This window comes from Bacillus cereus group sp. MYBK216-1, assembly GCF_051916495.1.
Taxonomy (GTDB): domain Bacteria; phylum Bacillota; class Bacilli; order Bacillales; family Bacillaceae_G; genus Bacillus_A; species Bacillus_A thuringiensis_K.
Genome location: NZ_JBQAGT010000005.1, coordinates 347142 through 360842, shown reverse-complemented (window position 1 = coordinate 360842; position 13701 = coordinate 347142). Strand labels below are relative to the sequence as shown.

Here is a 13701-nt window from a genome sequence, read left to right as displayed (position 1 = left end):
TCTTTTCACCCTTCCGCTTTTAATTCTAATAGTAAATCTCTTAGTTCAGCTGCACGCTCGAAGTCTAACGCTTTTGCTGCTTCTTTCATCTCTGCTTCCATCTTCGCAATTGTCTTTTCGCGCTCTTTTTTCGTCATTTTCTTAGCAGGAGTTGCTTCGTATGTTTCTGTCTCTTCAGCAGCTGTCGTTGCACGGATAACATCACGAACGCCTTTTTGAATCGTTTTCGGCGTAATACCATGCTCTTCATTGTAAGCTTCTTGTATACTACGACGACGCTTCGTTTCTTCAATCGCAATCCCCATAGATTTCGTTATACGATCTGCATACATAATAACGCGGCCGTTTTCATTACGCGCGGCACGACCAATTGTTTGAATTAATGAACGTTCTGAACGCAAAAATCCTTCCTTATCAGCATCTAAAATAGCTACAAGTGATACTTCCGGAATATCTAATCCTTCTCGCAATAAGTTAATACCGACAAGTACATCAAATTTACCGAGGCGAAGATCACGGATAATTTCAATACGTTCTAACGTTTTAATTTCAGAGTGAAGATAGTTAACTTTAATTCCTACATCTTTTAAGTAATCCGTTAAATCCTCTGACATTTTCTTCGTTAAAGTCGTAATTAATACACGTTCATTTTTTGCAATGCGATCTTGAATTTCTCCTAATAAATCGTCAATTTGCCCTTCAATTGGTCGTATATCAATTGGTGGATCTAAAAGCCCTGTTGGACGAATAATTTGTTCTATTACTTCTGGTGACTGCTCTAACTCGTACGGTCCTGGCGTTGCTGAAACATAAATAACTTGATTCGTTTTCTCTTCAAACTCATCGAATGTGAGCGGTCTATTATCTAAAGCTGACGGCAGACGGAATCCATGATCCACAAGCACTTGCTTACGCGCTTGGTCACCGTTATACATCGCTCTTACTTGCGGTACTGATACGTGCGATTCATCCATAACGATTAAGAAATCTTTCGGGAAATAGTCTAATAGCGTATACGGCGTTGCCCCCGCTGGACGAAGTGTTAAATGACGGGAGTAGTTTTCGATACCTGAACAAAATCCCATCTCGCGCATCATTTCTAAATCATAACGTGTACGCTGTTCTATACGCTGCGCTTCTAACAACTTGCCGTTATCATTTAATTCCTTTAAATGCTCTTCTAATTCTTTTTCGATATTTTCAATAGCGACCTTCATCTTTTCTTCACGTGTAACGAAGTGAGATGCTGGGAAGATTGCTACATGATCACGTTCTGCTAATACTTCACCTGTTAACGCATTTACTTCACGAATACGATCGATTTCATCACCGAAAAATTCGATTCGAATACAATGCTCATCAAGTGATGCCGGGAAGATTTCAACTACATCTCCGCGTACACGGAATGTACCACGCTTGAAATCAATATCATTACGTCCATACTGTACATCAACAAGTTCACGAAGCAATTGATTACGGTCTTTTTCCATACCAACTCGAAGCGAAACAACTAGCTCGCGGTATTCTTCTGGAGAACCTAAGCCATATATACACGAAACGCTCGCAACGATAATTACATCGTCCCGTTCAAATAATGCAGACGTTGCCGAGTGACGCAATTTATCGATTTCATCATTAATCTGCGCATCTTTTTCAATAAACGTATCTGTTTGTGGTACATACGCTTCTGGCTGATAATAATCGTAGTAACTGACAAAATATTCAACTGCATTATTCGGGAAAAAGTCTTTCAACTCACTATATAACTGCCCTGCTAACGTTTTATTATGAGCCATAACAAGTGTTGGCTTTTGCACTTCTTTAATGACATTTGAAATCGTAAATGTCTTACCCGTTCCTGTTGCTCCAAGCAACACTTGCTTTTTCTTTCCACTATTAATTCCCTCTACAAGCTTCTCTATAGCTACCGGCTGATCACCTTGCGGGGAATACGCTGAGACAATTTCAAATTGACGTTCCAAGAAAATCCGACCTCCTCATAAAAATCTGTATTATTATTTTACCACGAATACCTATAAAAAACCTAAAAAAACGAACAGATATTCGGTAAAGTTTTCGACAATATACACATAGAAAAAGGAAGGAGTAAATACTTCCTTCCTCTACTAATTCTATTTTTTAGATACATATACTAAGTCATATCCATTGCGCCCAGCTTCATTCATACAATCTGTTAACCGATAAGTACTTTCTGATTCGCGCAGCTCTTTAACAATACTTTTACAACTATCTTTATGTAATCCTTTATGGTCACCAGCAAACTTGTCTTGTCTACTATCTAACACATAAAGGATATCTTTCCCACTATGCTCTAACGTTTGAAAAACCGGGTCACCTTCATCGGTATACTGTACAATTCTTATTTTATCAACTTCCCTTTGCTCGACATTCAAAACGAACTTTTCAAATTTATCTAGATTGAGAATTCCTGCTCCCTTTACAATGACATCATTCTTCTTATCAATTGTAGTGCTAGATGGTGAACATGCTACTAAACTAAAGAGAAATAGACTTATAAAACTGGTTCTTTTTCCTATTGTCATCCTCTCCTATAAAAATTATTTGTATACCAGAAAAGCTACTTTCAATTATGAAAGTAGCTTTTCTTTTCCTTTCTCCTTCTTCGGAAAAATCACATATGAAAATGAAATCGCTGTATCAACTAAAAATATAATCGCCCACACTTGACTCACGCGACTTGCAGCTTTATTTAAAACAATTCCCGATTCTAACCAATTACCCCATTGTTCAAATGGAATAAATCCATACGCGAAGAAAAAGAATATGTGCACACCAACGAATAAAACAAGATGTAATACCCAATTTTTTATTTCCTGCTTTGCATAGGCCATACCTGTTAATTCTACCTGTTCTTCAATAATAGGCGCCGGTTCATTACGCCATTTCGCAACTGATTTTTGTACAAATATATCAAGCTTCTTTAAATCCTTTTTCCCGTAGAAAACTGCATATAATAAAATGATTACAGTAATAATCTGAAAGTTAGAGAACTTTCCTGTTTGATAATAGTCCACTACCCCTAAAGTTAAAATAAATACTTCATTTACGAGGAGTACAATCCCCATAATAAAACTCGCCCTTTTCAAACGGAATCCGTAGCGAAGTAAAAAGAAACCGATAGCTGATAACCAAAATACAATTTCTGCCCCAATTAAAAAATACCAACGATATTCTGCGAGTATACTCATTTACCCTTCTCCTTTTCATCATATATACGAAAAGCTTCATCCATATATAATAAAAATTCTTCTTCAATTGGATACATGCTCATTTTCTGTGAATCTTTCTTCGATTTTCTAACTTCCCATAACTTATCTAAAAATGCTTCATCACCATTGGCCATTTCTAAACACTTCTGCATTAATCTCTTCGTTGCCCTTTGTACCTCATCACTCGCGACTTCTTTACCGTCTTTCATAAAAGTACGTAATTGCTTTAATAAATCTACCCATTCTAAAACATTCGGATCTTCCTCACTCATATTTGGTAAATTCTGAAGCAATTTTTGTTCTTCCTTTGAAAATACTTCATTTTGAAATATTTCACGTATACGAGGAGACTGTTTTGAAAGCTGAATAAGTTCAAACATAACTTTCCAATCAAGTTCTCCCTCTACATCTACCGAATAAACAACTGCTTGTAAAACACGCTCCATTCGATTAAATTTCTTTTGTTCTTCCTGTACAAACCGAAGTTGTTTTTCAAGCGAATTTTTTAAATCCAGCTCACCTTTTACTAACATATTCGCAGCTTCTTTTAATGAAAATCCCATTTCCTTTAAAAATAAAATTTGTTGCAAACGAATAACGTCATTTTCACTATATAACCGATGTCCACCCTCTGTTTTTCCGCTCGGCTTTAATAAATCTATTTGATCATAATAACGTAGTGTACGTACTGTAACCCCTGTTTCTTTCGTCAATTCTTGTATTGAAATCACTACCATCACCTCTTCCCCTTCATTATAAAAGATGACGTTACGTCACTTTCAAGCCTTTTGTAAAAAAATACAAAAAGCTGTTTATACTCTTCGTATAAACAGCTTTTACGGAAATAATCCTTTTTGTACAGCGCGCCCACAAAATAAAATAAGTGCTCCAACAACAACACTCGTTGCCGTTTTATGATAATGGGCTAATAATAATAAATAATACGATAAACCTACAGTACCAATCATAATACACATACTCGGCACTGGATTACGAGAAAAGTTTTGCATTCCCCAAAGAAGCGCAAATATAGCTGTAGCGACACATAACACCGGTAATCCCATCCCAGTTCCCCTTTTTCTATCTATTATTCCTTGTTGCCAACACGCTCGTTGATGCCGTACTAATTAAACTAATTAATAAACCAAAACCAATCCTTATATATTTAAACGTTTAATTTAATTGAAATCTCTCAAGCTTGTCAGTTATTTTCTTTCTCCTTACTCCAGCGTAAAGATTTCCTCCACCTTCACTCCAAAATATTTGGCGATTTTTAAGGATAGCTCTAGACTCGGGTTGTAATGATGATTTTCAATCGCCACGATCGTCTGCCGCGTCACCTGCATCGCATTTGCCATTTCAACTTGTGTTATATGATTTTGCTTTCTTAATTCTTTTATTTTATTTTTCACACCCATAGGATCCACCTTCAAAAGTAAAGATATCTTTACTTAAATTATAAATATTTTCCAGTTATAAGTAAAGATATCTTTACAAATTTTAGAAAAATGTTTCATTGAACATCTACTCTAACAAAGTACAAGAGTAATTCAATTTATATCAGCGATTTTCTAAATATATCAGCGCAACTTGAAATATATCGGCGATTTCCCAAATATATCAGCGCAACTCCATTTATATCGGCGATTTTCCAAATATATCGACATCCGTAGCGCTACTATAATCATAAGAAAAAGCTGTCCCCAAACACCTTCGGGAACAGCTTTCTCCTCTACTACATAAATCCTAACGCATATACAAGAACGTATCCAAGAACCGATAAGCAAACCGAGCCAATCAGCCCCGCCACAAATGCTTTACTTCCTAATTTACGGAACGTTTTAAACTCTACATTTAAACCGAGCCCTGCCATCGCCATTGCGATAAGCATGTAAGCAAGAACAACAATGTATCCCGCAACAACTTCTGGAATAATCCCGAGCGAATGCACTGCACTCATCGCTAAGAACCCGAAAATGAACCATGGTATTGGAAGTTCGCGCCACGATTTCTTTTCTTTGCTACCTTCACTCTTACCAAACCATAGACCAATTAAAATCGCTACTGGCACAAGCATTGCTACGCGCGTTAGTTTCACGATAACTGCGATATCTACAGCCGTGCTTCCTCCTGGCACCGCAGCCGCAATTACGTGAGCAATCTCATGCAGTGTCGCCCCTGAGAACACTCCATATCCGTATGGAGATAGGCCAAGCACTGGATATAATAACGTATAAATAAGCGTAAATATGGTACCTAAAATCGCGATGATTGCTGCCCCAACTGCTGTTTCATCGTCCTTCGCTTTCACTTGCGGTGCAATTGCCACGACCGCGGCTGCGCCGCAAATTGCCGTACCGCATGCTGTTAAAATCCCAAGTTTCTTTTCTACTTTAAATACTTTCGTTAGCCCGTATACAACAAAAATAGTAAATGTAATAACAACCGCCGCGATGACCAATACTTTCGGTCCCGCCTTCGCAATATCAACAAGATTTAATCGCATTCCAAGTAAGATGATCCCAAAGCGCAGCAACTTCTTACTCGCAAAGTTCGTTCCTGCTATCGCATCGTGAGGAACTCCAATTGCAGCGCGCCAAACCATCCCAATTAGAATAGCAATTACTAATTGTCCCATAATATTTAAAAATGGAAGCTCTGCTAAATATTTCGCGGCAATTGCGATTAATAATGTAATCCCAATTCCTTGCGAAAATCCAAAACGCTTCTTCTTTTGTATAACAAGTGTTTGTTCCATTTTGAACCACTCCAATAATCGTATTGGAACATGCATGTTCTTTCTACTTACATTATAAGAGAGTTTCTATAATAAGTTTAATACCAATACCAAATCTCTATCATCAGAAATACTTATGATAAGATGATAGAAAAAGAAAGGAGCCCATTATATGAACGTAGACATTTTAAAAATTTTTGTTACTGTCGTTGAACAGAAACACTTCTCCCGTGCAGCAGAATTATTAAACCTTTCACAGCCTGGAGTAAGTATGCATATACGCAACTTAGAAAACGAATTTGGCACTACGCTTATTCAACGCTCCCCGAAGCACGTCCAAGTTACTGAAGCTGGAAACATATTATATATACATGCAAAGCAAATGCTCTCTCTTTACGAAGATGCTAAACAAGAAATTAATGAACTACATAACGTTGTAACAGGAACACTTCGCATTGGTGCTAGTTTTACAATTGGCGAATACTTACTTCCAAAAATACTGGCTAACTATGCGAATGAAAATCCACACGTCGAAGTTCATACTTTCATCTCAAATACAGAAGACGTTTTGCAAAGCCTTCGCTCTAATCAAATTGATATCGGCCTAGTGGAAGGACAAGTCGTATACGCCGACGTAGATGTTGAAACATTTATGCAAGATGAAATGAAGCTCGTCGTCCCGCCAAATCATCCATTACTCCGCACAAATGAAATAAATGAAAGTACACTCCAAGATCAAGTATGGGTATTAAGAGAAAGTGGTTCTGGTACACGCGCTTATAGTGACCGCTTTATTCATCAACACCATTTAAAAATGAAACGATTCTTTACATTCAGTAGTATCCAAAGCGTAAAGGAAGCTGTTAGTGCCGGGCTTGGCATCGCTATCCTTTCTGATTGGACTGTACGGAAAGAGCTATTAGCAAAAGAACTATTCCACGTCGAAGTTCCAAATGAACAACTAATCCGTCCGTTTTCCATCGTGCGCGGTAAATATTTCATTCCATCTAAAGCCATTCAAGTGTTCTTAAATCATGTAGATTCTTTTGCGAAAAAACAGAGTTGACCTTCACATTAGTGTGAAGGTTTACAATACATGTAAAAGGAGTGAAATACATTGCGAATTGGAGAATTATCAAAAGAAACTGGCGTTAGTGAAAGATCACTAAGACATTACGAAGAAAAGGGCTTACTCCCTTCTAAGCGCCTTGCAAATGGCTACCGTGATTTTGATGAAAGTGCCATCGAAAAAGTGGAGCTTATTCAAATGTACTTACAAATTGGCTTAAATTTAGAAGAGACGGCAAGGATGCTGCGCTGCCTTGAAATTGAACCGCACCTGTACGACAATCCGTGCAGCAGTATCCTTACGCTTTACGAAGATAAACTCAATGAAGTAACAAAGCAAATCACATTACTTTCCAACATCCAAGCGAATTTGCAAAAACACGTTTCACTCCTAAAACAAGCAAAAGAAAAGGAATGATTACATGTTTGTTATACATGGCAGTTCAAGACAAAACGGAAATACAGAAGCTTTAACACATATGATGATAGAGGACATTGAAGCAGAACAAATTTATTTGCGTGATCATACCGTCTATCCTATTACAGACCAACGTCATGATGCAGAAGGATTCCAATCCGTAAATGATGACTATGAGCAGTTAATCAAACGCATGCTAGAGCACGACACGATTATCTTTGCTACACCATTATATTGGTACGGAATGAGTGGACATATGAAAAACTTTGTTGATCGCTGGTCACAAAGCTTGCGCGATACATCTCTTCATTTCAAAGAAAAAATGAAAGGCAAAAAAATGTATGTTGTCATCGTTGGCGGGGATAATCCAAAGCTAAAAGCATTACCGCTTATTGCTCAATTCCAATATATCTTTGATTTTGTTGGTTCTTCATTTGAAGGTTATGTTATTGGAGATGCGAATGGACTGGATGAAATTAAAAACGATGCTGAGGCGCTGGCAAAAGCACAATTGTATAATAATAAATTCAAAAATAGCGAACAGAAATAAGTTTGACAAACCCTTTTGTATGCGCATACAATAAAAGTAATATTATGAAAGGAAGGTACTTTGACCAATGAAGTTCTAATTCTCTTATTTATTTCATCCATCACAAATAGTGAACAAAAATGATGAAAACTAGCAGGGGATTAGTCTGTCCATTTGTCGATACTTTCTTTCGAAACGATCATGTAAAAAATTGTTTATTTATGTACGATTTTTTACATACAAGGGCGACGTTTATCCTCTCTAGTGAAACTAGGGAGGTTTTTTTATGACTATTTTATTCGCACGTAATATTGAAAAGAGCTTTGGTGATCGCACACTATTTACATTACCATCACTGGAAATTCAAGCACAGGATCGCATAGGAATTGTCGGAGTCAACGGAGCTGGTAAATCTACGTTATTACAAATATTAAGTAAAGAAATAGAAGCTGACAGAGGCATAGTAACTCATCATAGTTCTATCGCCATCATTCCTCAGCTCAGCGAAGAACTACCGGAAACCGCTTCTTCTCTCGCAAAAGGAAAATGGAGTATTTCAAACGTTACCGACGCAATGAGCGGCGGTGAACGAATGCGACTAAAGATTGCGCATGCTCTCGAACAAAATGCAGGCATTTTATTCGCTGATGAACCAACAAGCCACTTAGATATGGTCGGTACAGAGCAATTAGAAAAGGCACTTTCATCTTATAAAGGGGCACTTGTTTTAATATCGCATGACCGTGAATTTCTAGATAATATATGTACCAAAATTATTGAAATTGAAGACGGTATTATTCAAGAGTACAAAGGTAATTATTCAAACTATCGAAAACAAAAAGAACGTGAACGAATACAAAAACAAGCAGAATATGAGCAATATATACAAGAAAAAAATCGTTTAGAACAGTCCATTCTACAAAGAAAGCAACGTGCTTCTAACATGACAAAAATCCCAACACGGTTCAGTTCATCTGAATCTAGACTTTATAGGTTAAGTGGGGCTCATGGCCAAGAACAGGTTAGTAAAGCAGCAAAAGCATTAGAGACACGTCTCGAAAAACTAGAAAAGAAGGAAAAGCCAAAGGATCTTTCTCAAGCTCAATTTGACGTGCAATACCATACACCCATTCATAGTAAGGTGGCAGTACAATTCAATAAAGCAACAAAGAAAATAGGCGACCGTATACTATTTAAAAATATGAATGGAACTATTGCCCCTGGTGCAAAGCTTGCCGTTTTAGGGGCAAATGGAAGCGGCAAAACCACTTTGTTCAACATGCTTCTCACAAACGAGCGTGGCATGCAGCTATCGAAAAATTGTAAAATTGGATACTTCGAACAAACATTATCTATTTTAAAAACAGATAAAACCATTTTAGAAAATGTTCTAGAAGAAACAAACTATACAGAAGCATTCGTTCGCACAATACTTGCACGACTTCTATTCCGCCGTGAGGATGTTCATAAACCTGTGCACGTTCTAAGCGGGGGTGAACGAATGAAGGTTGCACTCGCAAAAGTATTTTTAGGAAACTATAATATGCTTCTGCTAGATGAACCGACAAACTATTTAGACTTAGCGACGCAAGAAGAATTAGAAACCATGTTACAAGAATATCCTGGCACAATACTTTTCATTAGCCATGACCGTGCCTTTATTCGCTCTGTTGCAGACCATATTCTACAAGTAGATGAGAATGAACCAAGAATCTTCCACGGTAATTACGAGCAATACACAAAAAGAACCACCGGAGATTCTGTAAACGTTACTGAGCAAGAAATGTTACGATTACAAACAAAATTAACAGAAGTCATCGGCCGGATTTCCATTCCAAATCATCACGATGACATCACATCTCTCGAACAAGAATACGCAAAATTATTAACTCAAATTCAAAAATGTAAAGAAGCACTCTAATGTCTTCCCTATATATCGACGGGGCATTCCACATTTCCCAAGAAATATTGAATCTTCGACATAGAATACAAAAAGCCGTGCATCAGCACGGCTTTTCATTTTAGATACGGACAGCAGTCCCGCTCACAGCAACCATTAGCATTCCTTCGCGAACTACTTCATAATCCACGTCAATACCAACAATTGCATTTGCATTTTTTTGTCTTGCGAAAGTTTTCATCTCTTCCATTGCGATGTCGCGTGCTTCTTTTAATTTACTTTCATAAGCACCCGCACGACCGCCGACAACCTCACGGACGGAGGCGAAAAGGTCACGAACGATATTCGCGCCCATAATCGCTTCTCCATTGACAATATCAATATACTCAATAATTTCTTTTCCTTGAATTGTAGACGTTGTTGTTACAATCATACTTTATTTCCTCCCATATGAGATTTTTACCTACTTATGGTGCACTAATTCTGTACAAATTATATTTACGAACTAAACTGAGCTTCGTATAACCTACTGTATCCTCCACCTTGCTCAATTAATTCATTATGTGAACCTTGTTCTGCAATACCATCTTTATTTACAACAACGATGCGATCTGCATTTTTAATCGTTGCAAGTCTGTGAGCGATAACTAATGTTGTACGACCAACAGATAGCTCCGCAAGCGATTTTTGAATCGCAAGTTCTGTCTCAGTATCTAATGCAGAAGTTGCTTCATCCAATATTAAAATTGGAGGGTTTTTCAAGAACATACGAGCAATAGCTAGACGCTGCTTCTGTCCACCTGAAAGTTTCACGCCGCGCTCACCGATAACAGTATCTAAACCGTCCGGCTGTGAGTAAATTAAATCTTCTAACTGCGCACGTTTTACTGCCTGCCAAATTTCAGCTTCTGATGCTTTTAAATTTCCGTAAGCAATATTTTCACGAATTGTTCCTGAGAATAAGAACACGTCTTGCTGCACAATTCCAATTTGCTTACGAAGTGAAGATAACGTCATATCTTTCGTATCAATACCATCAATTTGAATCGATCCAGATGATTGCTCATAAAAACGTGGTAATAGGCTACATAACGTCGTTTTCCCAGCTCCTGATGGTCCAACGAACGCCACTGTTTCACCTGCATGTATTTTCAAACTAATGTCATTTAAAATCGGTTCTTTGTTTTCATATCCGAACGTAATGTTGTTATATTGAATATCACCATGTACATGTTTAACTTCCATTGCATCTTTAGAGTCTACAATGTCAGGCTCTGTTTCAAGAAGCTCTACATATCTTTTAAAACCAGCAATCCCTTTCGGATAGCTTTCGATTACCGCGTTAATTTTTTCAATTGGACGGAAGAAAATATTCGTTAATAGAACGAATCCGATAAATCCGCCGTACGTTAATTCTCCTTGCAAAACAAACCATGTACCGCATATTAAAACGAAGAGCGTTACGAGACGCATGAGCATATAACTAATCGATGAATTTAACGCCATAATTTTATACGCCATTAATTTCGTTGTACGGAAACGAGCGTTGTTCACAGCAAATTGCTCTTTCTCAAACTTTTCATTTCCGAATGCTTGTACAACACGAATTCCCCCAACATTGTTCTCAATGCATGCATTAAAATCAGCAACGTCTGAGAATAAACGTCTAAATGTACCTGTCATTTTTTTATTGAAGTAAAGTGCTAACCATAATAGGAATGGAATGACGAAGAACGTTAATAACGCTAACTTCCAGTTGATCATCATCATAAATGAGAATGCCCCAACTAAAGTCATTACGGCGATAAATAAATCTTCTGGTCCATGGTGAGCAATTTCCCCAATTTCCATTAAATCGTTTGTAAGGCGTGAAATTAAATGACCTGTTTTATTATTGTCAAAAAATCTGAATGATAGCTTTTGAATATGATCAAATAATTTCTGCCTCATATCTGTTTCAATGTTAACACCAAGCATATGTCCCCAATATGTAACGACATATTGTAAGCCTGCATTTAACATATAAACTGCGAGTAAACCGAAACAAGCCCATAAAATAAGCGTCCAGTTTTGCCCTGGCAATAACTTATCAATAAATTGATTTACGATAAGCGGGAAGCCAAGTTCTAATAACCCTGCGACAACCGCGCAAGAAAAGTCGAGTATAAATAAACCTTTATACGGTTTATAGTAAGAAAAAAATTTACGTAGCATATCTTCCCTCCATTTTCCAAAATTAAAAAGACTCCCTAAATGATAACCATTATCAAATGATTATTCAAGTTATCCGTCTATGAAACTGAAAATAAGCTTTGCGACAGTTGTCGTTTTTTGCCGGAAAGTCAATATATTCGAATAATCGCCGATATATTTCGAGTTGCGCTGATATATTTGCAAAATCGCCGATATATTTCAAGTTGCGCTGATATATTCGGAAAATCGCCGATATAAATTTCATTTACTAACTACCCTACCATCCCCCAAAAAACAAAAAAGGTACCACCACAAGGTGATACCATTCCTTCTATTACATCGCTTCCGAATCCCACTCATGCTCCTGTTCAACGAATACAATACCTAATTCGTGATGTCCACCAGCATATAATGCAGTTTGTGCAAGACGAAGCTCACCATTTGTATCTAATACTTCTAATTTACAAAATGCTCCTGTCGTCTTCGTTTGAAGCGCATCATAAAATTCCTCGGCGCTTTTTGGAATGACTCCATTTACTTTCGTAATAATTTCTCCAGGAAGTAATTTCAGCTCTGCTCCAATTGTATTTGGAATTGTATCTAGTACAACGAGCCCATCATTGCGTGCAGCAAAATACGCTGGTCTTGTTTCATCGGCAATTTTTTCTTGCATCGAAATTGTGAAACGCCCAAGCATAGCGACTCCCATCGCGATAATTGCAAGTACGTGCCACCAGTAACTTGCGATTCCTAAAACGAGCACAAGTCCCGCTAACCCATAAACACGTCTTCCTGTAAATAATAAAGCTGCCGTCGGCTCATAACTTTTAATCTTTCTCATAAATCCAATTAAAAATGGAACGAGGAATAGAGAATATGTATTTGAACCTATTGAAACGATAGGCCACCATGAAATAAACTGCGTTACCGCATCACCCGGTACAAGAATAAAAATAGGAACGATCCATAAACGCTTTGATTCGTGTAAACCAATCTTTAATCCACGCTTCCCCTTCCTAATCTTCGGCGTCGAATATCCTACTGCGTTTTTAGAAATCAATAAGCCTTCTACAATAAGCATAACGCCTAGTAAAATAACAAGGGATACAATGGTACTCTCTTCACCTTCTCGAAGCTGTAAAAAGGAAACTGGTAGCTTAGAAGATAATAGAACACATACAATCGCAATGCTAAATGTATAAGCTGCCGATAAATATCGATACATAGCCGTTAATCCAAATAGTAACGTCCAAATTAAAATGGCCCATAAGCTTGCTTTAGAAACAACAAGTCCAAGCCCAATCGTAACAATAGACACTACTAATCCATATCCAATCCCTGCAAATAGAGAGGTTCGCAGTTCAAACCAAATATCATAAACTTTAAAAGAAAAATCTTTTCGTTCTCTTAACATACGTAAGTATCCAACGAAGATACTACTTATTACAAATATATAGACAGCAGGGTGTAAGAAAAAACGTCCAACTGCCCGCATTATTTCAAAAATCCACGCCTCCATGAACTCATTCACCACCATTTATATCATTCTTTCTTTTTATATTATCATAACTAAACAAACGTTTGTTTAACACAAAAAAATACAGG

The 13701-nt window shown here is 37.4% G+C and carries 14 protein-coding genes; 4 read left to right on the top strand and 10 right to left on the bottom strand.

What is annotated here, in order from left to right; genetic code table 11:
- Positions 1 to 5 precede the first annotated feature (5 nt).
- The 7 genes from uvrB to ACTFRH_RS19975 all read right to left on the bottom strand — a co-directional run bounded on the left by uvrB (position 6) and on the right by ACTFRH_RS19975 (position 6009).
- Positions 6 to 1982 (bottom strand): excinuclease ABC subunit B, encoded by a 1977-nt coding sequence (gene uvrB / locus ACTFRH_RS20005; RefSeq protein ID WP_000441043.1) that lies wholly within the window; start codon positions 1980 to 1982, stop codon positions 6 to 8.
- 150 nt (positions 1983 to 2132) lie between these two features.
- On the bottom strand, positions 2133 to 2564 hold the full coding sequence (locus ACTFRH_RS20000) for a DUF4362 domain-containing protein (RefSeq protein WP_000152000.1): 432 nt from the start codon (positions 2562 to 2564) through the stop codon (positions 2133 to 2135).
- A 45-nt stretch (positions 2565 to 2609) separates the two neighbouring features.
- Positions 2610 to 3230, bottom strand: coding sequence for a hypothetical protein (locus tag ACTFRH_RS19995; RefSeq protein ID WP_000025225.1), 621 nt, complete (start codon positions 3228 to 3230; stop codon positions 2610 to 2612).
- Positions 3227 to 3988: a MerR family transcriptional regulator gene (locus ACTFRH_RS19990; protein ID WP_000260338.1), complete on the bottom strand. Its 762-nt coding sequence runs from the start codon at positions 3986 to 3988 to the stop codon at positions 3227 to 3229. The genes ACTFRH_RS19995 and ACTFRH_RS19990 overlap by 4 nt, the downstream gene beginning before the upstream one ends.
- Before the next feature lie 99 nt (positions 3989 to 4087).
- Positions 4088 to 4315, bottom strand: coding sequence for a hypothetical protein (locus ACTFRH_RS19985; protein ID WP_000524136.1), 228 nt, complete (start codon positions 4313 to 4315; stop codon positions 4088 to 4090).
- Positions 4316 to 4471: 156 nt separating this feature from the next.
- The gene (locus ACTFRH_RS19980; RefSeq protein ID WP_440048777.1) at positions 4472 to 4669 is read right to left on the bottom strand and encodes a helix-turn-helix transcriptional regulator; all 198 of its coding nucleotides are present in this window, start codon (positions 4667 to 4669) and stop codon (positions 4472 to 4474) included.
- 317 nt (positions 4670 to 4986) lie between these two features.
- Positions 4987 to 6009: a YeiH family protein gene (locus ACTFRH_RS19975; protein WP_000438435.1), complete on the bottom strand. Its 1023-nt coding sequence runs from the start codon at positions 6007 to 6009 to the stop codon at positions 4987 to 4989.
- A 151-nt stretch (positions 6010 to 6160) separates the two neighbouring features.
- Between ACTFRH_RS19975 and ACTFRH_RS19970 the strand changes: the two genes are divergently transcribed.
- From ACTFRH_RS19970 to abc-f, 4 genes are all read left to right on the top strand, one after another.
- Positions 6161 to 7054, top strand: coding sequence for a LysR family transcriptional regulator (locus ACTFRH_RS19970; protein ID WP_001099987.1), 894 nt, complete (start codon positions 6161 to 6163; stop codon positions 7052 to 7054).
- Positions 7055 to 7105: 51 nt separating this feature from the next.
- Complete coding sequence (locus ACTFRH_RS19965) at positions 7106 to 7474, top strand: MerR family transcriptional regulator (RefSeq protein ID WP_001219204.1); 369 nt, start codon at positions 7106 to 7108, stop codon at positions 7472 to 7474.
- A gap of 4 nt (positions 7475 to 7478) precedes the next feature.
- Positions 7479 to 8024 (top strand): flavodoxin family protein, encoded by a 546-nt coding sequence (locus tag ACTFRH_RS19960; RefSeq protein WP_000497607.1) that lies wholly within the window; start codon positions 7479 to 7481, stop codon positions 8022 to 8024.
- 265 nt (positions 8025 to 8289) lie between these two features.
- A complete protein-coding gene (abc-f, locus tag ACTFRH_RS19955) occupies positions 8290 to 9924 on the top strand; it encodes a ribosomal protection-like ABC-F family protein (protein WP_000153764.1) in 1635 nt (544 codons plus the stop codon).
- Positions 9925 to 10024: 100 nt separating this feature from the next.
- Here abc-f and ACTFRH_RS19950 read toward each other — a convergent pair whose 3' ends face one another.
- The 3 genes from ACTFRH_RS19950 to ACTFRH_RS19940 form a co-directional block, all read right to left on the bottom strand.
- Positions 10025 to 10336 carry a heavy metal-binding domain-containing protein gene (locus ACTFRH_RS19950; protein ID WP_000637526.1) on the bottom strand — a complete coding sequence of 104 codons (312 nt, stop codon included), beginning with the start codon at positions 10334 to 10336 and terminating at the stop codon, positions 10025 to 10027.
- 65 nt (positions 10337 to 10401) lie between these two features.
- Positions 10402 to 12117 (bottom strand): ABC transporter ATP-binding protein, encoded by a 1716-nt coding sequence (locus ACTFRH_RS19945; protein ID WP_000944620.1) that lies wholly within the window; start codon positions 12115 to 12117, stop codon positions 10402 to 10404.
- A 313-nt stretch (positions 12118 to 12430) separates the two neighbouring features.
- Positions 12431 to 13615 carry a PDZ domain-containing protein gene (locus tag ACTFRH_RS19940; RefSeq protein WP_000388610.1) on the bottom strand — a complete coding sequence of 395 codons (1185 nt, stop codon included), beginning with the start codon at positions 13613 to 13615 and terminating at the stop codon, positions 12431 to 12433.
- Positions 13616 to 13701: the final 86 nt, after the last annotated feature.